The sequence below is a fragment of the Acidovorax sp. BL-A-41-H1 genome (assembly GCF_051942715.1).
Genome location: NZ_JBPVJQ010000006.1, coordinates 556,715 through 577,513 on the forward strand (window position 1 = coordinate 556,715; position 20,799 = coordinate 577,513).

Sequence of the window (20,799 nt, forward strand, 5' to 3'; positions counted from 1 at the left end):
CAAGGAGCCTGCCATGTTGCGTGATGTTTTTTCTCTCCGTTTTTTGCGTGCCGTTCTCTGGTTCGATGCCAGCACGGGTTATGGCCTGGGCGCCCTGCATCTGGCGGCACCGGCCCTGCTGATGCATTGGCTGGGCTTGCCCGCCGCGCTGCTGCAGGTGTCGGGGGTGATGCTGCTGGGTTTCGCGCTGCTGGCTACGGCCCTTGCCCGGGCAGACCGGATACCGCGTGGCTGGCTGGCCGTACTGGTGTTGGGCAACGCCTGCTGGGCATTGGCCAGCCTGGGATTGCTGCTGGGCACGGCGCTGGAACCACCGTTTTGGGGGCAGGCGTACCTGCTGATGCATGTGGTGTCGGTGGCCGTCCTGGCTGCGGCGCAGTGGGGTGGTTTGCGGCGCCTTCGCGCTCCCGCGGCCATGGCATGACACGGCGCGTTGTACTTTTTGCTATACATACTATAGCTAGCTGGGCATATGATTCAAGCGCTACAGCCCCCCAACGCCTGAAAAGCGTCTGCGACAGCGGTGTGGTGCATGCTTGCATACGCCTCGCCCCCGCCGCCTGGTTTGCAAGAGGCGGTGCTCACCGCTCACTTGCGGACCTCGGGTCGCAGGGGACGCCCTCTTTGCCCCCGGCGCGGCATGGTCGCCTACGGGTTGCATATCCCCACGACGGCACGGACACGGCAGACTGCCAGAATAAGCTTTGTCCTCTCAGAAAGGAGTGCGCCCCATGGCCTCAACGTCCAAGTCGTCCGTTCGTGCGTCCCGCCCCGCTGCGCCCGCCAGCCATGCGTTTGCCCATACGCTCAAGAGCTTCAGGACGGCGTCCGGCCCAGGGGGCAAGCTGTACTCCCTGCCTGCGCTGGCCGCCCAGTTCCCGCGCATCGATCGCTTGCCGGTGTCGATCCGTATCGTTCTCGAATCGGTTCTGCGCAACTGCGACGGCCGCAAGGTCACGCCCGAGCATGTGGCGCAACTGGCCAACTGGCAGCCGGTCTCCGAGCGCAAGGACGAAATTCCCTTCGTGGTCTCGCGGGTCGTGTTGCAGGATTTCACCGGTGTGCCGCTGCTGGCCGACCTCGCTGCCATGCGCAGCGTGGCCGCCCGGCTGGGCAAGAACCCCAAGCAGATCGAGCCGCTGGTGCCGGTGGACCTGGTGGTGGACCACTCGATCATGGTCGACCATTACGGCAAGAAGAACTCGCTCGACCTCAACATGAAGCTCGAATTCCAGCGCAACCGCGAGCGCTACGAGTTCATGAAGTGGGGCATGCAGGCGTTCGACACCTTTGGCGTGGTACCCCCGGGCTTTGGCATCGTGCACCAGGTCAACCTGGAATACCTGGCCCGCGGTGTGCACCGGCGCGCCGACGACGTCTGCTACCCGGACACGCTGGTGGGCACCGACAGCCACACCACCATGATCAACGGCATTGGCGTGGTGGGCTGGGGTGTGGGCGGCATCGAGGCCGAGGCCGCCATGCTGGGCCAGCCGGTGTATCTGCTCACGCCCGATGTGGTGGGCTTTGAACTGACTGGCCAATTGCGCGAAGGCGTCACGGCAACCGACCTCGTGCTGACCGTCACCGAGGTGCTGCGCCAGCACAAGGTGGTGGGCAAGTTCGTCGAATTCTTTGGCGAAGGCACCCGCACGCTGTCGTTGCCCGACCGCGCCACCATCGGCAACATGGCACCCGAATACGGCGCCACCATGGGCTTCTTTCCGGTCGATGAGAAGACCATCGACTACTTCCGTGGCACCGGCCGTACGGAAGCCGAGATCGAGGCCTTCGAGGCCTATTTCAGGGCCCAGGGGCTGTTTGGTGTGCCACTGGCCGGGCAGATCGACTATTCGCAAGTGGTGCAGCTGAACCTGGGCGATGTGACGCCCAGCCTGGCAGGCCCCAAGCGCCCGCAGGACCGGATCGAGCTGGGCCAGGTCAGCCGCCAGTTTGCCGACTTGTTCAGCAAGCCCAATGCGCAAAACGGATTCAACCGCCCCGCCGAGCTGCTGCATACGCGCCACCAGGTGCGCGGAGGCGGGGGCAATACCCCGCCCGACGTGGCCGGCAAGCCGGCCGGTTCGGGCAAGGGCGACATTTCCTTGGGCAACGGCGACGTGCTGATCGCGGCCATCACCAGCTGCACCAATACGTCGAACCCCAGCGTGCTGCTGTCCGCCGGCCTGCTGGCCAAGAAGGCGGTGGAGGCGGGCCTCAAGGTGCAGCCGCACATCAAGACATCGCTGGCGCCGGGCTCGCGCATCGTTACCGAATACCTCACTCAGACCGGGCTGTTGCCGTATCTGGAAAAGCTGGGCTTTGCCGTGGCGGGCTACGGCTGCACCACCTGTATCGGCAACGCAGGCGACCTCACGGCCGAGCTGAACGACGCCATCACCAGCAACGACCTGGTGTGTGCGGCCGTGCTGTCGGGCAACCGCAATTTCGAGGCACGCATCCACCCCAACCTCAAGGCCAACTTTCTGGCCAGCCCGCCGCTGGTGGTGGCTTACGCGATTGCCGGCACGGTGCTCAAGGACCTGATGACTGAACCCGTGGGCAAGGGCCGGGGCGGGCGCGACATCTACCTGGGCGACATCTGGCCCAGCAGCGATGAGGTGCACGCGTTGATGCGGTTTGCGATGAACGGCGCCGCCTACCGCGACAACTACGCCCGCGTGGGCACCGAGCCCGGCAAGCTCTGGGGCGCCATCCGTGGCGTGAGCGGCACCACCTACACCTGGCCCGCCAGCACCTACATTGCAGAGCCGCCGTTCTTTGCAGACTTTGCGCTGAACCCGACGGCACACGATGGGGCTTCGACCGCCGTGCGCGGCGCGCGCATCATGGCGCTGTTTGGCGACTCGATCACCACCGACCACATCTCGCCAGCCGGCTCCATCAAGGAGAGCTCTCCGGCGGGCCAGTGGCTGCGCGCCAACGGTGTGATGAAACAGGATTTCAACAGCTACGGCGCGCGCCGTGGCAACCACGATGTGATGGTGCGCGGCACGTTCGCCAACGTGCGCATCAAGAACCTGATGCTGCCGCCCACGGCCGATGGCTCGCGCGAAGAAGGCGGCCTGACCATCTTCCAGGGCCAGGGCGCGCAACACGGCAGGACGATTCCGATCTTCGACGCCGCCATGGACTACATGGCGCAGGGCACCCCGACGGTAATCCTGGCGGGCGACGAATACGGCACCGGCTCCAGCCGTGACTGGGCGGCCAAGGGTACGCAACTGCTGGGCATCAAGGCCGTGGTGGCACGCAGCTTTGAGCGCATCCACCGTTCCAATCTGGTCGGCATGGGCGTGCTGCCGCTGCAGTTCAGGGACGACGATTCGTGGCAGTCGCTGGGGCTTACGGGTGCCGAGTCGCTGGATGTCATCCCCGACCCGGCCCTCACCCCGCAAAGCGAGGCCTTGCTGGTCATCCACCGGGCCGACGGTACCCGCCGGGAAGTGCCGGTGACCTTGCGCATCGACACCCCCATCGAAGCCGACTACTACCGTGCTGGCGGCATCCTGCCGTACGTGCTCAGGCAATTGCTGGGGGGCTGACCCTCTCCATCTCTCGGCGTGGCTCCGCTGCGCGGGTTACGCGGCCGATGGGCGGTCGCAGCCCAGGCTGTGCAGGGTCGTGGGAGCAAGCCCGGCCGATGCCCCGTATTGACGGGATATGCGTGCGTCGGAGGGCGCTGCTCGATACACTTGTTACGCATTCCAGCCACCCTGCTGGCTACCGCATCCCCCATGCCCATTTCACTGCACCCGCCACGTACCCAGCCTGCCATGCCAAGGACGGGAGAGGGCCGCCCGCGCCTGACCGGGCAGCAGGTGGAGGGCCCGAGGTGCCGCGTCGTCCCCGCGCGCAAACGCCGCAGGCCCTCAGGCGCGACGGACGGATTCTTTGTCACGTCGTGCATCTCCGGTGAGGGCAGCGCAGGCCGTGCGCGGGAGGCGCGGCGCCCATGAGTGCGGCGGCCGTTCTCTGGGTCGATGGTGACACGGCGCACGCGGCAAACGCACGGCAGTTCCTGGCCCAGCGGCATCCGCAGTGGCGTGTGGTGCATTCGACGACGCCGGAAGCCAGTGCGGCCGCGTTTGCCTCCCACACCTGGGATGCCGTGGTGCTGTGTCTCGACCCCGCGACGCTGAGCCTGCCCGTGCTGCTTGAGTTATTCGCGGGTTCGGCAGTGCTGATGTGCGCCGGGGTATCGCAAGAGGCGCTGGCGGCCCGCGCCTTCCGCATTGGTCTCGGTGACTACGTGCTGCGGGGACAGGGCGGAGAGCACGCGCACTTGCCCGAACTGGCATGGCGTCTGGAGGAACTGGTGCAGGGCCGCCGGGCAGGCCGCAAGCAGGTTGCGGGGGCAGACACGGTCATTTCCAGCCAGGCCCTGGCGTTGTTGCAAGAGCAGCGTGCGGCGCTGCAGGGCACGCTGGCGAGCATGACGCAGGGCATCTTCAAGACAGCGCCTGACGGGCACATCACCATTTACAACCAGCGTGTGCTGGAGCTGCTGGACCTGCCCGAATCCGTGATGGCCCGTCGGCCCTCGCTGGCCGACCTCACCCGCATCCAGAAAGAGCGGGGAGACTTTGGCCCGGGTTATTCGCTGGTAGATCCGCGAGGCCATGACTACATCGCCCAGGGGGCGGAAGGCGCCTCGCCCGAGGTCTACTGGCGCACCACCCGCGACGGCCGCACGCTGGAAATACGCACCTGCCTGCTGCCCGATGGCGGGCTGGTGCGCACGTTCGCCGACGTGAGCAACTATGTGCGGGTCGAGAATGAACTGCGCGAGAGCGAGTCACGCTTTCGCTCACTGAGCGACCTGTCGTCCGACTGGTACTGGGAGCACGACGCCGACGGACGGTTTGTGCAGCTGGCGGGCGACCTCAGCACCAATGGAATCCCGATATCGAGCGTGATCGGCCGCACGCGCTGGGAGATCGGCGCGCTGAACATGACCGAGGCCGACTGGGCTGCGCACCGGACCGTGCTGCAGTCGTGCCAGCCCTTTCGCGACCTGGAGCTGCAGCGCCAGCGCCCCGACGGCACCATGCACTGGATCTCGGTCAGCGGCGTGCCCGTGCTGGATGCCCAGGGCGCCCTGCGCGGCTACCGCGGCGTGGGGCGCGACATCACCGGGCGCAAGCAGGCCGAGCTGCAGATCGAGCACCTGGCGTTCTACGACCCGCTCACAGGACTGCCCAACCGGCGCCTGCTGGTGGACCGCCTGCAACGTGCCACGGTGGTCGCGCAGCGCGCCCGCACCCAGGGCGCGCTGCTGTTCATCGACCTCGACAATTTCAAGGACCTCAACGACACCCTCGGTCACGACGTAGGCGACCAGCTGCTGCTGCAGGTGGCCAAAAGACTCAAGGGTTGCGTGCGCGAGGCAGATACCGTGGCCCGCTTTGGCGGGGACGAATTCGTGGTGCTGGTGGAGGGACTGAGTGCCGAGCCCGCCCACGCCAGCGCCGAGGCCGCCCTGGTGGCCAGCCACATCATCACCACGCTGTGCAAGGCGTACGAGCTGGGCGGCGCCAGCCACCACAGCACGCCCAGCATCGGCATTGCGCTGTTCGGGCTTGAGCCCTGCAGCGTGGACGAACTCCTCAAGCAGGCCGACCTGGCCATGTACCAGGCCAAGGCCGCGGGGCGCAACACGCAGCGGTTTTTCGACCCCGACATGCAGGCGGCAGTGAGCGCGCGCTCTGCGATGGAGACAGACTTGCGCCGCGGCCTGCAGGAGCAAGAGATGGTCCTGTACTACCAGCCTGTGGTGGATGCCAAGGGGCGCCTGCAGGGCGCAGAGGCCCTGGTGCGCTGGAAGCACCCGCGGCGCGGCCTGGTGTCGCCCGGCGAGTTCATCCCCCTGGCCGAGCAGACGGGCCTGATCCTGCCTTTGGGCCAGTGGGTGCTGGAGGCAGCCTGCGCGCAGCTGGTGGCCTGGTCGCGCAGCTCGCTCACGCGGCAGTTCGTGCTGTCGGTCAACGTGAGCGTGCGGCAGTTCCGCCAGCCTAACTTTGTCGAGCAGGTGCTTGGTGCACTGAACGCCACCGGCGCCAACCCCGAACGGCTCAAATTGGAGCTGACCGAGAGCCTGCTGCTGGCCGATGTGGAGGACATCATTGCGCGCATGGAGCGCCTGCGCGGTTTCGGCGTGACCTTTTCGCTCGACGACTTTGGCACCGGATATTCATCGCTGAGCTACCTCAAGCGCCTGCCGCTCGACCAGCTCAAGATCGACCAGGGCTTTGTGCGCGACCTGCAGACCGACCCCAACGACGCGGCCATCGTGCGCACCATCCTTGCCCTGGCTGCCAGCCTCGATCTGGCCGTGGTGGCTGAAGGGGTGGAGACCACGGGCCAGCTCGAATTTCTGCAGCGCCATGGCTGCACGGGCTTTCAGGGTTATCTGTTCGGGCGGCCGATGCCCGCCGAGGTGCTGGAGCGCGCGCTGCGGCCAGCGCTTCCTTGATCGCGCCCAAGTCACAATCACGCGCATGAAAAAACAGGTGGTGGTGGCAGGTGGCGGCATCGGGGGTCTGGCGGCAGCGCTGGGCGCGTCGCGCGCGGGGTGGGACGTGCGGCTCTTCGAGCGCGCCGCAGCCTTCAGCGAAGTGGGCGCGGGCGTGCAGCTGGGGCCCAACGTGGTGCGCCGCCTGCAGGCCTGGGGCCTGCAGCGCCCGCTGCAGGATGTGGCGGCCTTTCCCACACGCCTACAGGTGCGCAGTGCCGTCAGCGGCGACGAGCTGGCCGCGCTGCCACTGGGCGCCACCGCCGTGCAGCGCTACGGCGCAGCCTATGCCTCCATCCACCGGGCCGACCTGCACGGCCTGCTGCTGGCAGCGGTGGGCAAATACACCGACACACAATGCCACCTGGACCATGCCATCGACAGCTTTGCCGATGCCGATGGCGTCGTCACGCTGCGCACCAGCCGCGGCAAGCAGATAGAAGCCGACGCGCTGGTGGGTGCGGACGGGCTGTGGAGCCGCACGCGCACGCAGCTGCTGGGCGCCGTGCCCCCGCGCGTGACCGGGCACCTGGCCTACCGCGCTCTGATACGGCAGGATGCCTTGCCTGATGCCCTGCGCACCAGCCAGGTTACCGCCTGGCTGGGCCCGCGCCTCCATGCCGTGCAGTACCCCGTGCGCCGCGGCGAGCTGATGAACCTGGTGGTCATCGTGCAGGGGCCCGCCCCGGCCGATCTGGAAAACTGGGACCACGCCGCCAATGCCGCCGGGCTGGAGCAGGCCCTGCGCGGCACTTGCACCGCGCTGCAGGACCTGGTGCGCAGCGTGGGCAGCCAGCAGGGGCCGACGCGGGTGGGCGATCACCCGGCCAGCTCGGCCCGTGTTTCCAGCGCACCAGCCGCCTGGGGCGCAGGCTGGCGCCTGTGGCCGCTGTGCGACCGACCGCCCGTTCAGAGCGCAGACGACATGGCGCAGGGCCTGGTGGCCTTGCTGGGCGACGCCGCCCACCCGATGCGGCCTTACCTCGCGCAGGGTGCGGGCATGGCCATTGAAGATGCGGCCGAACTGCAGCGCGCGCTGTCGATGCACGACCTGGACGTGCCCCTGCGCCTGCGCCGCTACGCGCTCAACCGGTGGGAACGCAACGCCCGCGTGCAGGCCCGCTCCATCCGCAACGGACGCATCTTCCACGCCACAGGGCCCGTGCGCTGGGGGCGCGATCTATCGCTGCGCCTGTTGGGCGAAAGACTGCTGGACGTGCCCTGGCTGTACCGGGGCGACGGCGCAGGCGCCACGTCGCTCTGACGCCCTCACGCTGCGCCAGTGCAGGTGCAGGTGAGCTTGAAGGGCGTTGCCTTCCGGCCAGCATGCACCAGGCCCATCGAGTTGCATGAGCCGCCCTCAGCAGCACGGAACATCCCCTGATTCAGACCGGCGGCAGGCCGGGCGGAGAGGGCCGGAAGGCACCAAGGGGGGACCCGCGCCACGCTGCAATGGCACCCCGGGTGTTTGCTAATGCGGTCATACCCACGGCGCGGCCGACATCGGCAGCGCTTTCAGCCTGCCGAAGCCTCCCAACGGCCAGCATGCGCGCGGCACGCAAAGTGCGCGGGTTGCGCCATGCAGGTCTGTGCCCCATGCCGGGGCCAGCTACCCGGCGGCCAACGCAAAGGCAAGGGCAACGCCGAATCCAGAGCCGGCTTGCCAAGGCTCCGGCGCGGGTGCGCGCGGCTTGCTGTGGCTGCTTCGTTGCAGTGAAACGGCGTGCATACGGGTATGTACCAGGGGCTCAGGCGCTGGCGGACTCTGGCCCTCGGTGCGGCGGCATTGGACTCTCTTAACGCCCCTTCCGCAGCCCAATCGGCCTTACGCATGCGCGATTGCATTGACCTGGGAGGTCAATCCGGCCGCCGCCAGCCCCACATCTCACAGTCACCGCCATGCCATCCGCCCTCTGCAGACTTTAGAGGGGTCTCCCGATCTGGGGGATCACCCCAATGACGCGACCGGAGCGGTCAGGCAATCTGAAGGCCACAAACCAAAGCGCGAAAGACGTTGACCAGCGAGTCGATCAGGTGCACAGGGCCTGAGCGCGCAAGTGGCAAGGAATGTGCTTGGAAGAGCAGTAGCCCTCGGCATCCCGGGCGGCAGCAGCGACCAGGCAGGCGTTGTGCACCAGTGCATGGCGCAACTCAGGAGTAAGCGATGAAGAAGATGTTTTCGCTGTGCGGCGCAGTGGCCGCGGTAGTGCTCACAGGCTGCGCCAGCCAGCCCACACTGCAGCAGGCGTTTGCCGACCCGGCCGATGGCAGCAGCATGCGTTTTGCCTGCGGCAACGGTGAAAAGGTCGAGATGCAGTTCTACCCCGAGCAGGGCCGCGGCGTGCTGCTGCGCAGCGGCTGGACGGTGGACCTGCCCCGCCAGACTGCCGACACCGGCTATGCCTTCAGCAACGGCCCGACCACCGTGATGGGCAAGGGCAATGAACTCACCATCCAGATCGGGCATCTGGCACCCATCTGGTGCCGCGGCAATGGCGTGATGATGGTGGCCGGCGGGCGCTGAGCACCGCTTTGCGGCGGCGCCGCACCGCGGGTTGTAATTGCTGCACTGCCCGGTGGCGGCCGCAGCTTACGGCCGTCAGTTGCTCATATATTGATAGCTGCAAGGCATTTATTCGCCTGGGCTGGCAGCCAGTTTGGCCTGAAAACGCCCTCGCAGGCCCTGCCAGCCGGCCTTACAGGTCGGTGCGCAGCTTCCAGATCTCCGGGAACAGCACCACGTCGAGCATCTTGCGCAGATAGCTCACGCCTCCCGTGCCCCCCGTGCCGCGCTTGAAGCCAATGACCCGCTCCACGGTGGTCACGTGCCGAAAGCGCCACAGCCGGAACGCGTCCTCCAGGTCGGTCAGTTCTTCGCCCAGCTGGTACAGGTCCCAGTGTTCCTTGGGGTTGCGGTACACCACCAGCCAAGCCTGTTCCACGCCTGCGTCTTCCGCGTAGGGTTGTGTCCAGTCGCGCTCGAGGTGGCTGGCGGGCACGGGGATACCGCGCCGGGCCAGCAGGCGCAGGGCCTCGTCATACAGCGAGGGCGCCTCGTACGCGGCCTGCACCTGGGCCAGCAGATCGGCGCGGTGCTCGTGGGGCTTGAGCATGGCGCGGTTCTTGTTGCCCAGGGCAAATTCAATGCTGCGGTACTGGTAGCTCTGGAACCCGCTGGACTGCCCCAAGTACGGGCGCATGGCGGTGTATTCGGGCGGCGTCATGGTGGCGAGCACGTCCCAGGCGTGCACCAGCTGCTCCATGATCTTGCTCACGCGCGCCAGCATCTTGAAAGCCATCTGCAGCTCGTCGTTGGCAATGTGGGCGATGGCCGCGCGCAGCTCGTGCAGCATGAGCTTCATCCACAGCTCGCTGGTCTGGTGCTGCACGATGAACAGCATCTCGTCATGCGCAGGCGACAGCGGCTTTTGCGCCGTGAGGATGGCGTCCAGCTGCAGGTAGTCGCCGTAGCTCATCGATTGGCTGAAGTCGAGCTGGGCGCGCTCTGCGTGCACGATGGATTCGGGCAGGGCGGCAGATGCCGCGTTGTTGTTGTCACCCACAGGGGTTTGCGAGAAAGGGCACATGGCGGTTTGCCTTTCCGATCAGGTGACGGCGTGCGTCTGGTTGAACTCGGCCTTCTGCCACTCGCCGCTCTCCAGCACCTGGCGCAGGTGCTCCGCCGCGTTCCACACGTCTTCAAAGCCGATATACAGGGGCGTGAAGCCAAAGCGCAGGATGTCCTTGTGCGGGCCCTTGCCGCCATCGCCTTTTCGGAAATCACCGATGACGCCGCGCGCAATCAATGCCTGCACGATGGCATAGGCACCGCTGCCCTGGCCGTTGACGCCCGCACCTTCGTCGCGCGTCAGGCAGACCTGCGAGCCCCGCTGGGTATGGCTGCGTGGTGTAGCCAGGCCGAGGCCATGGCCTGCGCAGCGCTCTTCCACCAGCTTTATGAACAGGTCCGTCAGCGCCAGCGACTTGGCGCGCAGCGCGGCCATGCCGCCCAGGCTTTCGGCCGCGGTGAACACATCCAGCCCGCACTGCAGGGCCGACAGGCTGATGATGGGCTGCGTGCCGCACAGGTAGCGTGTGATGCCGGGTGCAGGCTGGTAGTCGGGAGTGAAGGCAAACGGCGCTGCGTGGCCCCACCAGCCCGACAGCGGTTGCCAGAAACGGCTGGCGTGGCGCGGATGCACCCACACAAAGGCCGGGGCACCGGGGCCGCCGTTGAGGTACTTGTAGCCGCAGCCCACCGAAAAATCAGCGCCTGCGCCGTTCAGCTCGACCGGCACGGCCCCTGCACTGTGCGCCAGGTCCCACACGCACAAGATCCCTTGCGCGTGCGCCGCGGCGGTGATGGCCGCCATGTCGTGCATGGCCCCAGTGCGGTAGTTCACGTGCGTGAGCATCAGCACGGCCACGTCGGTGGTCAGCGCGGCGGCGATCTCTTCGGGCTCCACCAGCACCAGCTCCAGGCCGCGCTCCTTGCACAGCGCCTCGGCAATGTAGAGGTCGGTGGGGAAGTTGCTGCGCTCGCTCACGATACGTTGGCGGGCGGGGCTGTCTTCGCGCGCAATGTTCAGCGCGGCGCTCAGCACCTTGTAGAGGTTGATGGAGGTGCTGTCGGTGCACACCACCTCGTCCTTGCCTGCACCGATCAACGGTGCCAGCTGGTTGCCCAGGCGCTGGGGCAGGTCGAACCAGCTCGCGGTGTTCCACGATTGGATGAGGTCGGTGCCCCATTCGCGGGTCACCACATCGGCCACGCGCGCGGCGGCGGCCTTGGGCAGCACGCCCAGCGAATTGCCGTCGAGGTAGATCACGCCCGGGGGCAGGCTGAAGTGTTCGCGCAGGGCGCGCAGCGGGTCTTGCGCGTCGAGCGCGCGGCAGTCTTCAAGAGTGGTCGTCATGGCGGTCAAAGGTTGGTCTGCTTCTGTTTTGATAGCGGCAGGTGCATATGAATCAAGCGCTACAGGCCAAAAAGGCTTGAAAAGGGCGCGCTACAGCGCTCTGAGCACCGCGCGCACGGGCGAGGCGTCGGCCGTGGTCAGTTTGAGCGGCAGGGCGATCAGCTCGTAGTCGCCCTCGGGCACGTCGTCGAGCACCAGGTTTTCCAGCACGCGCAAGCCGCGGCTGCGAATGACCTGGTGGCTGTCCAGCGTCTTGCTGTCGGCCGGGTCGATGCTGGCGGTGTCGATGCCCACCAGCAGCACGCCGCGGTCGGCCAGGCGCTCGATGGTGTCGGGCGCGTAGCCGGTGAGCTGGCCGTCCCAATCCGCCGGTGCCTGGGCATAGGTGCGCACCAGCACACGGGGGGGCAGGGCGTCGTCCACGGCGTGGGCAATGTGCTCCCACCTGATGAGCGGTCCGCAGCCGATGGCGTGGATCACGCGGCAGGGGCCCAGAAAGGCATCCAGCGATACATCACCAATGCTGGCGCCCTGAGCGTCGTAGTGCAGGGGCGCATCGGCATGGGCACCCACATGGGGGGATAGCGTGATGGCGCTCACGTTGACCGGGCAGCCGGGGCCGATGGTGGCGCACCACTGCTGGCTGTAGGCCGTGTCGCCGGGGAACACGGGGCTGCCTGCGTGCACGGGGGGCGAGATGTCCCAGAGCTGGCGGGCGTGAAAGGGTGGGCTGGCTGGCATGGGGCAAAGTTTGCATGTCCCCTAAAAACCGTGGTGTCGGTTATTTCCAACAGCCTCTGAAAAATTGTTGAGGCTTAAACGATCTGGCTGCTTGCGCGGTGCCGGGTCAGAAAAGCCCCCCCTCTTCCAGCGGTGGCAGGCCGTGGCGCATGCGGGCCTTGTTGCACGCATAGTCACCCGCCTCAAACTCGCGGCAGGGCGACGGGCGTCGCTCGTAGATGCTGCACGCCACCTGCTCGCCCACCTTGCCGGTCAGTGCCACGCAGCGGATGGGCACGTGCTCTGTGCCGCGCATGCGGCAGGTGCTGCCATTGACCTCGACCGCCAGGTCGTCTGGCACCATGCCGCCCATGGCTTGCATCTCGTACACGGCAAAGTCCACGCGAAAGCTGGCGCAGCAGGCGCCGCAGGTAAGGCAGGGGTGGGTGGAGTCCGACATGGGAGAACGGCGATGGAAATGGAGCGAGGCCGCCACAGCGGCAGGTGCTGCAGGGCAGGCGAATGCTAACGAAAACACCGTGCACCACGCTCGCCATGGCGGACGCCCGTCTGCACAATGGCCTTCTTCAACGGGACGGAGCAAAAAACATGGCACAACCCAACGCAACGGCGTGGCAATGGAGGTGGCGCGCCGCAGCGGCTTTGGCGGTAGCGCTGGCCCTGTCGGGCTGCGCCACCGGGCCCACGCACCCGGCGCTGGCAGGCGCCCAGCTGCCGGAGCTGGTGCCCGTGCGCGACTTCGTCGCCAGCCGGCAGTCCACGGGCGGCTATCGCGTGTCGCCGGACGGCCAGCGCATTGCCTGGTTTGGCACCGATGGCGTGGTGCCCGCGGTGTGGGTGCAGTCCATCGATGGGGGTGACGCCAAGGCGTTTCGCATCCGTGCACGCTCCATCCGCTTCAGTGCAGACAGCCGCTGGCTTGGCGTCACAGCCGACCCTACGGGCGATGAAAACACCCGCATCTATGCCGGGCCGGTGGATGGCCCGGGCACCGAGCTGCGCGAGCTGATGCCTGCGCCGCGGTCGGTGGCGCATTTTGCGGAGGCGGTGGATGCGTCGCCGGACTTCATCGTCACCTCCAACCAGCGCGACAAGAAAGTGTTTGACCTGTACCGCGTGAACCCGGCGGGCGGTGCGCCGGTGCTCATGGCCACCAACCCTGGCAACGTGAGCTGGTGGGGCGTAGACACCACCGGCCAGCTGCGTGCCCGTGCGCAGATCAAGGGCGAGCAGGTGCTGCTGGAGCGGCCGGGCAAAGACCCCGGCACGTGGGTGCCCGTGGCAGAACGCAGCCGCTGGGACACCCTGAACGTCTTTGGCCTGCATGACGAGGGGCGCAAGGCCTGGGCGCTGTCGAACCGGGGGCGCGACAAGCTGGCGCTGGTGCGGCTGGACCTGACCACCGGGGTCGAGGAGGAGTGGTTTGCCTCGCCCGATGTGGACCTGGACAACGTGACCCTGAGCCGCCGCACCCGCGAGCCCCTGCTCGCGTACTTCATGCCGGGCTACCCCGCGCGCAAGGTGTTCGACCCGGGCCTCAATGCCCAGCTGACCGCGCTGGTGGGCGACAGCCCCGCAGAAGTGCTGGTGACGAGCGCGGACCAGACCGACAAGGTGCTCACGGTGGCGGTCGCCACCGACCGGGGCACGCGCTCCTACCTGCTGCGCGAGGGGCAAGCGCCCCGATTTCTGGGCGAGAACCGGCTCAGCCTGATTGCCAAGGACCTGGCGCCCACCGAGCCCATCACGTATGCGGCCCGTGACGGGCTCACCATCCATGGCTACCTCACACGGCCTGTGGGCGCGGCATCGCAGCGGCTGCCCATGGTGCTGCTGGTGCATGGCGGCCCCTGGGCGCGGGATCGCTGGGGCGACGGCGCCACCAGCCGTGCCATGCAGCAGTTCCTGGCCAATCGCGGCTACGCCGTGCTGCAGGTCAATTACCGCGGCTCCAGCGGCTATGGCCGCGCGCACATGGAAAAAGCCATGGGCGAGTTTGCCGGCCGCATGCATGACGACCTGATCGACGGCGTGCGCTGGGCGGTAGAGCGCGGCGTGGCCGACCCTGAGCGCGTGGCGATCTACGGGGCCAGCTACGGCGGGTATTCGGCCCTGGTGGGCGCCACCTTCACGCCCGAGGTGTTTGCCTGTGCAGTGGACGTGGTGGGCGTGACCGACATCGCCCGCCTGCTGGAGGCCGCGCCGCCGTACTGGGAACTGGGCCTGCCCTGGTGGCATCGCTACGTGGGCAATCCGGCCGTGCCCGAAGACCGCGCCCGCATGGACGCCAAATCGCCCCTGAATCGCGCCCACCATGCACAAAAGCCCATCCTCATCATGCACGGCGTGAACGACCCGCGCGTGAAGCTGGAGCAGTCTGAGTGGATGGTGGCTGCGCTGCGCAAGGCGGGCAAGGACGTGGATTACGTCACGTTTGTAGGCGACGGCCACGGCAACCAGCGCTGGCCCAACAACCTCACGATGTACCGCAAGACCGAAGACTTTCTGGCGAAATGCCTGGGCGGGCGCACCAGCGGGTTTGACTACTACCAGCTGGGGGCGTGGGCGTTTTGACGGGGCGCCGCATGGCAGGGTGCTCTGCGGCCGGCAAGTGCAGGCGACGCATCCAAACCACCGCTGCATGCGTTCAAGCGGCCTGGCTCACTGATGGAGCCTGCCTTCGGCCAGCGCTGCAAGTGCGCTGCCCAGATTGATGCGCGCCTGCGCCTCGCAGCGGTCGAAAAACCAGTCGCTGCCATAGATGCGCGGCTGGTCCAGAAACCCCCGCAGCACGGCGCTGCGCCCGGCCACGTAGCGCGGCCAGCGCACAAAGAAGTATTCGCGCCGCACATTGCGCTCGAACTGGCGATACACCGCGTCGGTCTGGCCGAGGATGGCCAGGTCGATATCCACCACCCATCGGGCATCACCGATGAGTGGGCCGGGGGTGTGGCGGGTGTCCAGGATGTGCTGGTGCACTGTCTGGGCCAGCGTATGGGGCAGATCCTGGCTCAGCATGAAGCGGCTGGCCCAATCGGCACTGCGCTCTTCGTTGTGCCGGCTCCACGGCCAGTAGATGGCGTCGTGGTACCACAGGGCTAGCGCCACCGCGTGCGGGTTGTCGAGCGCGCTGGGTTCCTGGTCCTGCACCGTTTGCCAATGCCGCAGGCAGGCCCAGAGGTGGCTGGTGTCGTGGTACGCGCGGGGCCAGCGCGCCCAGGCCAGGATCAGGCGGCGGCCTTCGGCGCGCCACGCAGGGTTGTCGCGGTGGAGAGCCTGCCCGAGGGACTGCCAGTGCGCCAGCAGTTCAGCGCAGTGAGCGGGCTGACGGCGCCAGGGCATGGGCGTGGCCCCGGAGGTTCAGGCAACCTTGCCCAGCAGCAGATACTCCATCAGCGCCTTTTGCACGTGCATCCTGTTCTCCGCCTCGTCCCACACTACCGACTGCGGTCCGTCGATCACGTCGGCCTCGACCTCTTCGCCGCGGTGCGCGGGCAGGCAGTGCATGAAGAGGGCGTCCGGCCTGGCGGCGGCCATCATCTCGGCGTCCACGCACCAGTCGGCAAAGGCCACGCGGCGGGCTTCGTTTTCGGCCTCGTAGCCCATGCTGGTCCACACGTCGGTGGTGACCAGGTCGGCGCCCTTGCAAGCCTCCAGCGGGTCGCTGAAAAATTGATAGCAGTCAGCGCTGATTCCACCTGCGCCAGCGGCCAGTTTCTCGTCAATTTCATAGCCGCGGGGGGTACTGACGTGTACTTTGAAGCCCAGCAGCGCCGCGGCCTGCAGCCAGGTGTTGGCCATGTTGTTGCCGTCGCCCACCCAGGCCACCACCTTGCCGCGGATGGAACCGCGGTGTTCGATGAAGGTGAAGATGTCCGCCAGGATCTGGCAGGGGTGGTATTCGTTGGTCAGGCCGTTGATGACGGGCACGCGCGAGTTGGCGGCGAAGCGCTCGATCTTGCTTTGCTCGAACGTGCGGATCATCACCAGGTCCACCATGCGGCTGATGACCTTGGCGCTGTCCTCGATGGGCTCTGCGCGGCCTAGCTGGCTGTCGCCGGTGGTCAGGTGCACCACGCTGCCGCCCAGCTGGTACATGCCGGCCTCAAAGCTCACGCGCGTGCGGGTGCTGGCCTTCTCGAAGATCATGGCCAGCGTGCGGTCCACCAGCGGGTGGTGCTTTTCGTAGGCCTTGAACTTCTTCTTGATGAGGGCCGCGCGATCGAACAGGTAGGCGTATTCGTCGGCGTTGAGGTCGGTGAACTGCAGGTAATGTTTCATGGCAATGTCTCGCGGCCCGGCGCTTACTCGGCCAGGATGGCTTGAACCAGGGGCACCAGCTTGGCGACGATTTCGTCGGCCTCGGCGGGGGTCAGGATCAGCGGGGGCACGAGGCGGATCACGGTGTCTGCCGTGACCGACAGCAGCAGCCCGGCTTCGGCCGCGCGGCCGATCAGTGCGCCGCAGGGTTTGGTGAGCTCGATGCCCAGCATCAGGCCCTGGCCGCGGATTTCCTTCACGCCGGGCAGGCTGCCCAGTTCGCGCTGCAGCGCGGCCTTGAGATGGTCACCCACCATGGCGGCATGGGCCAGCAGGCCGTCTTCTTCCATGATGCGGATGGTCTCGACCCCGGCGCGCATGGCCAGCGGGTTGCCGCCAAAGGTGGTGCCGTGGTTGCCGGGCTGAAGCACGTTGGCGGCCTTGGGGCCCGCCACCACGGCGCCAATCGGCACGCCCGAGCCCAGGCCCTTGGCCAGGGGCATCACGTCGGGCACGATGCCCGCCCACTGGTGGGCAAACCACTTGCCGGTACGGCCCATGCCGCACTGCACTTCGTCGATCATCATCAGCCAGTCGCGCTCGTCACACAGCTTGCGCAGCTGCTGCAGGTACTCGGCCCGCATGGGGTTGATGCCGCCTTCGCCCTGGATGGTCTCGAAGAACACGGCCACCACGTTGGGGTTGCCTTCGGTGGCCTTCCTGATGCCTTCGATATCGTTCACGGGCACGCGCACAAAGCCCTCTACCAGCGGGCCGAAGCCGCTGTGGATCTTGGGGTTGCCGGTGGCCGACATCGTGGCAATCGAGCGGCCGTGGAAGGCCTTTTCGTACACCACGATCTCGGGCCTGGCGATGCCCTTGTCCACGCCGTACTTGCGTGCGATCTTGAGAGCCGCCTCGTTGGCCTCCAGGCCCGAGTTGCAGAAGAACGCGTTGGTCATGCCCGACAGCTCCACCAGCTTGGCTGCCAGCTGCTCTTGCAGGGGCACGTGGTAGTAGTTGGAGGTGTGGATGAGCTTGGTCAGCTGGTCCTGCAACGCGGGCACCAGCTTGGCGTGGTTGTGGCCCAGCGTGTTCACGGCAATGCCGCCCAGGCCGTCCAGGTATTCCTTGCCGTTCACATCCCAGACTCGGCTGCCCTGCCCGCGGGCCAGCGCAATCGGTACGCGGCCATAGGTGTTCATCACGTGGGGCGAAGCTGCCGGTGTGGAAGCGGTCATTGCACAAATCTCCAGACGGTACGGTGGTGGGGCGGCTTGTGGCCATGTGCCCCTGAAATCGAAGCACGATTCTAGGGGGAGCGTGCAGCCCATCTGTTGACGAATACGCATTACTGCAATGCTGGCCATCCCTTTGCGGCGGTAGCGCCGGAGCGCGTTGGCGGGGAATTAGAGAGCCAGCTCTTATATAAGAGTTAGAATCTCGCGTTGCGGTGCAGCATGCAGTGATCCTGTGCCTCCGCCACCCCCACCAACCCAATCCGATGGTTTCTCCCTCCGCCAAAGAAGTCTTCATCCAGGGCATCACCCACGATGGGAAAACCTTTCGACCCAGCGACTGGGCCGAACGGCTGGCCGGGGTGATGAGCAGCTTCCGCCCGGGCGGGGCCCGCCCCGGGAGCCACCTGAGCTATTCGCCCTGGTGCATCCCGACCACGCTCAATGGCGTGAAGTGCGTGGTGGTGCACAGCGACCTGCGCGACCACGAGCCCATGGCCTGGGATTTCGTCATCAATTTCGCGCGCGACAACAACCTGCAGGTGGCCGAGGCCTGCCTGCTGCCCGACGCCCCCCCGCAGCCCAAGGCCTGAGCCTCTGGGTGCGTGTGCCCGGTGAGCGCACCGAGGCAACATAGTTTTCCGCATCATTGGCCTGTGGGCAGGCCCGCTTTGCTGGCTTGCACCGGTTGTCACACCGTAGCCTGCCCGACTTTGCCTGCGACCGCGCCCAAAAGGCATGGGCTGGCCGCACGCTGGACCCCTTCGATCGGAATGGTTGCTCTGGAAACGAAAAAACCGCCCGAAGGCGGTTTGGTCGTTTTTCTTTGCTGGCAGCGCACCCGTTACAAACGGCGAACGGCACATGCCGTTCGGGCTGTTTGCCTGCCGGAGCAGGCGATGAAAATCAGGCTGCTGCCAGGGCCAGGGCTTTCACCTTGGCAGACAGACGGCTCTTGTCGCGAGCTGCCTTGTTCTTGTGGAAGATGCCCTTGTCGGCCACGGTGTCCACCACGGCTTGCATCTTGGCGAACAGTTCAGTCGCCTTGGTCTTGTCGCCAGCCAGAACAGCCTTTTCGACGTTCTTGACAGCGGTACGGTATTTGGAGCGCAGCGAGGTGTTCGCAGCGTTGAGCTTGACGTCCTGACGGACGCGCTTGCGGCCCGACGCCAGGCGCGGGTTCTTCTTCTTGGGTTTTGCGGATGCCATTGTTTATTCCTTAGAGTCTGTGGATGTTGCCAGCAAAGCCGACGATTATAGCCCAGCCGGCATTTCTGCAGCCTGTCGCACATTCGGCAGGCGGCAGCCCGCCGCATGGCTGTGCACTTCACGCCGGGCGCACAGACTTCATCCCTGGCTCACACAGCCATCGGAGACTGGTTCTTTTCCTTGCGGAGTGAACCTTGTCGCCACCCATGCCTGCAGGCCGCCCTGCCGCCACTGCCGTACCTGCCGCAGCACATACACTCCCACGGGTGTCCCTGCTCAAAGCTGCCTCTACCGTTTCCCTGCTGACCCTGGCCTCCCGCGTGACGGGCCTGGCGCGCGACCTGCTCATGGCGTCCGTCTTCGGGGCCAACGCCCTGACCGATGCATTCAACGTTGCCTTCCGCATCCCCAACCTGTTTCGCCGCCTGTTTGCCGAAGGCGCCTTCAGCCAGGCCTTTGTGCCGGTACTGGCCACCACGCGCACGCAGCAGGGCGACGACGCCACCCGCACGCTGATCGCGGCGGTGGCCACTGCCCTGGCCTGGGTGCTGCTTATCGTGTGCGTGGCGGGCGTTCTGGGTGCGCCCGCGCTGGTATGGGCACTGGCCAGCGGCCTGCGCCAGACCCCCGAGGCCTATGACGCCGCCGTGCTGATGACGCGCTGGATGTTCCCGTACATCGGCTTCATGTCGATGGTGGCGCTCTCCGCGGGCATCCTCAATACCTGGAAGCACTTTGCCGTGCCCGCCGCATCGCCGGTGCTGCTCAACCTGTGCATGATCGGCGCCGCCTGGCTGGGCGCGCCCCAGCTGGAGGCCCGGGGCATCCCGCCCATCTATGCCATGGCCGGCGGCGTGATGCTCGGGGGCGTGCTGCAGCTGGCGGTGCAGATTCCGGCACTGGCGCGGCTGGGTTTGCTGCCGCGCATTGGCGTCACCTGGGGCCGCGTGCGCAGCGCCTGGGCCGACCCCGGCGTGCGCCGCGTGCTCACCCTGATGGGGCCCATCCTGCTGGGTGTGGGCGTGGCGCAGATCTCGCTGATGATCAACACGCAGATTGCGTCGTACCTCACGCCGGGCAGCGTGACCTGGCTTTTTTATGCCGACCGCCTGATGGAATTCCCCACTGCACTGCTGGGCGTGGCGCTGGGCGTGGTGCTCACGCCGCAGCTCACGGCAGCCAAGGCGGCGGGCGATGCGCAGAAATATTCGGCCATGCTCGACTGGGGGCTGCGCATTGTGGTGCTGCTGGCCGTGCCCTGTGCGGTGGCGCTGCTCACGTTCTCGACACCGCTGGTCGCCACGCTGTTCCACCACGGCAAGTTGGCCGATTCGGATGTGGGGCAGATCGCGGTGGCCCTGTCGGGCTACGGCGCGGGGCTGATCGGCCTGGTGGCCATCAAGGTGCTGGCGCCCGGTTATTACGCCAGCCAGGATGTGCGCACGCCGGTCAAGATCGCCATTGCCGTGCTGGTCATCACCCAGCTGCTCAACATTGCCCTCGTGCCGTTCATCGCGCACGCGGGGCTGGCGCTGTCGATCGGGCTGGGGGCACTCATCAATGCCGTATGGCTGCTGGTGGGCCTGCTGCGCCGGGGCAGTTTCAAGCCCCAGCCGGGTTGGGGCAAGTTTGTGCTGCAGGTGGTAGCGGCCAGTGCCCTGCTGGCGGTGCTGCTGGTGTGGAGCTCGCAGCACTTCGACTGGATCGCCATGCGCGCCCAGAGCCTGCAGCGGGTGGGCCTGCTGGCCGCGCTGATGGCGGCCTCTGCCGTGCTCTATTTCGGTGCACTTTGGGCTGCGGGCCTCAAACTGCGGCAGATGCTGCGCCGCTGACCTGCATGCATGGGCCATGACGACCGGAATTGCCCCTTGAAACCGCGTGTTCTGCTGCTTGACGCCGC

Annotated in this window: 16 protein-coding genes; 8 read left to right on the forward strand and 8 right to left on the reverse strand. The window is 66.8% G+C overall.

All coding sequences use genetic code 11. The features are described 5' to 3' along the window. The first annotated feature begins 13 nt into the window (after positions 1-13). From ACTPOI_RS15815 to ACTPOI_RS15835, 5 genes are all read left to right on the forward strand, one after another. On the forward strand, positions 14-424 hold the full coding sequence (locus ACTPOI_RS15815) for a hypothetical protein (RefSeq protein ID WP_440110471.1): 411 nt from the start codon (positions 14-16) through the stop codon (positions 422-424). A 307-nt stretch (positions 425-731) separates the two neighbouring features. After that, the gene (gene acnA / locus ACTPOI_RS15820) at positions 732-3,566 is read left to right on the forward strand and encodes an aconitate hydratase AcnA (protein WP_440110473.1); all 2,835 of its coding nucleotides are present in this window, start codon (positions 732-734) and stop codon (positions 3,564-3,566) included. A 410-nt stretch (positions 3,567-3,976) separates the two neighbouring features. Then, positions 3,977-6,496: an EAL domain-containing protein gene (locus ACTPOI_RS15825; RefSeq protein WP_440110475.1), complete on the forward strand. Its 2,520-nt coding sequence runs from the start codon at positions 3,977-3,979 to the stop codon at positions 6,494-6,496. Positions 6,497-6,521: 25 nt separating this feature from the next. Then, the gene (locus tag ACTPOI_RS15830) at positions 6,522-7,799 is read left to right on the forward strand and encodes an FAD-dependent monooxygenase (RefSeq protein WP_440110477.1); all 1,278 of its coding nucleotides are present in this window, start codon (positions 6,522-6,524) and stop codon (positions 7,797-7,799) included. 900 nt (positions 7,800-8,699) lie between these two features. Then, the gene (locus ACTPOI_RS15835) at positions 8,700-9,059 is read left to right on the forward strand and encodes an MliC family protein (RefSeq protein ID WP_440110478.1); all 360 of its coding nucleotides are present in this window, start codon (positions 8,700-8,702) and stop codon (positions 9,057-9,059) included. A 172-nt stretch (positions 9,060-9,231) separates the two neighbouring features. Here the strand turns inward: ACTPOI_RS15835 and kynA are convergent, their stop codons facing one another. From kynA to ACTPOI_RS15855, 4 genes are all read right to left on the reverse strand, one after another. Then, positions 9,232-10,122 carry a tryptophan 2,3-dioxygenase gene (kynA, locus tag ACTPOI_RS15840; RefSeq protein WP_440110480.1) on the reverse strand — a complete coding sequence of 297 codons (891 nt, stop codon included), beginning with the start codon at positions 10,120-10,122 and terminating at the stop codon, positions 9,232-9,234. Between the two features lie 18 nt (positions 10,123-10,140). After that, positions 10,141-11,451, reverse strand: a complete 1,311-nt coding sequence (kynU, locus tag ACTPOI_RS15845) for a kynureninase (RefSeq protein ID WP_440110482.1) — start codon at positions 11,449-11,451, stop codon at positions 10,141-10,143. A 90-nt stretch (positions 11,452-11,541) separates the two neighbouring features. After that, complete coding sequence (gene kynB / locus ACTPOI_RS15850; RefSeq protein ID WP_440110484.1) at positions 11,542-12,192, reverse strand: arylformamidase; 651 nt, start codon at positions 12,190-12,192, stop codon at positions 11,542-11,544. 106 nt (positions 12,193-12,298) lie between these two features. Beyond that, positions 12,299-12,631: a YkgJ family cysteine cluster protein gene (locus tag ACTPOI_RS15855; RefSeq protein WP_440110486.1), complete on the reverse strand. Its 333-nt coding sequence runs from the start codon at positions 12,629-12,631 to the stop codon at positions 12,299-12,301. A gap of 149 nt (positions 12,632-12,780) precedes the next feature. On the opposite strand from ACTPOI_RS15855, the gene ACTPOI_RS15860 reads away from it, so the two are divergent. Further along, complete coding sequence (locus ACTPOI_RS15860; RefSeq protein WP_440110488.1) at positions 12,781-14,766, forward strand: S9 family peptidase; 1,986 nt, start codon at positions 12,781-12,783, stop codon at positions 14,764-14,766. Positions 14,767-14,853: 87 nt separating this feature from the next. On the opposite strand, the gene ACTPOI_RS15865 is transcribed toward ACTPOI_RS15860, so the two are convergent. From ACTPOI_RS15865 to ACTPOI_RS15875, 3 genes are read right to left on the reverse strand one after another with little or no spacing between them, the layout of a single operon-like run. Continuing rightward, on the reverse strand, positions 14,854-15,534 hold the full coding sequence (locus ACTPOI_RS15865; protein WP_440110490.1) for an HD domain-containing protein: 681 nt from the start codon (positions 15,532-15,534) through the stop codon (positions 14,854-14,856). An 18-nt stretch (positions 15,535-15,552) separates the two neighbouring features. Next, a complete protein-coding gene (gene argF, locus ACTPOI_RS15870; RefSeq protein WP_440110492.1) occupies positions 15,553-16,473 on the reverse strand; it encodes an ornithine carbamoyltransferase in 921 nt (306 codons plus the stop codon). Between the two features lie 23 nt (positions 16,474-16,496). Next, positions 16,497-17,693: an aspartate aminotransferase family protein gene (locus ACTPOI_RS15875; RefSeq protein WP_440110494.1), complete on the reverse strand. Its 1,197-nt coding sequence runs from the start codon at positions 17,691-17,693 to the stop codon at positions 16,497-16,499. Between the two features lie 263 nt (positions 17,694-17,956). Between ACTPOI_RS15875 and ACTPOI_RS15880 the strand changes: the two genes are divergently transcribed. After that, positions 17,957-18,283, forward strand: coding sequence for a DUF3579 domain-containing protein (locus ACTPOI_RS15880; protein ID WP_440110496.1), 327 nt, complete (start codon positions 17,957-17,959; stop codon positions 18,281-18,283). Between the two features lie 313 nt (positions 18,284-18,596). Here ACTPOI_RS15880 and rpsT read toward each other — a convergent pair whose 3' ends face one another. Further along, positions 18,597-18,899: a 30S ribosomal protein S20 gene (gene rpsT, locus ACTPOI_RS15885; RefSeq protein WP_069103429.1), complete on the reverse strand. Its 303-nt coding sequence runs from the start codon at positions 18,897-18,899 to the stop codon at positions 18,597-18,599. Positions 18,900-19,165: 266 nt separating this feature from the next. Here rpsT and murJ point away from each other — a divergent pair, with 266 nt between their 5' ends. Further along, positions 19,166-20,731: a murein biosynthesis integral membrane protein MurJ gene (gene murJ / locus ACTPOI_RS15890; RefSeq protein ID WP_440110498.1), complete on the forward strand. Its 1,566-nt coding sequence runs from the start codon at positions 19,166-19,168 to the stop codon at positions 20,729-20,731. The last annotated feature ends 68 nt before the right edge of the window (positions 20,732-20,799 follow it).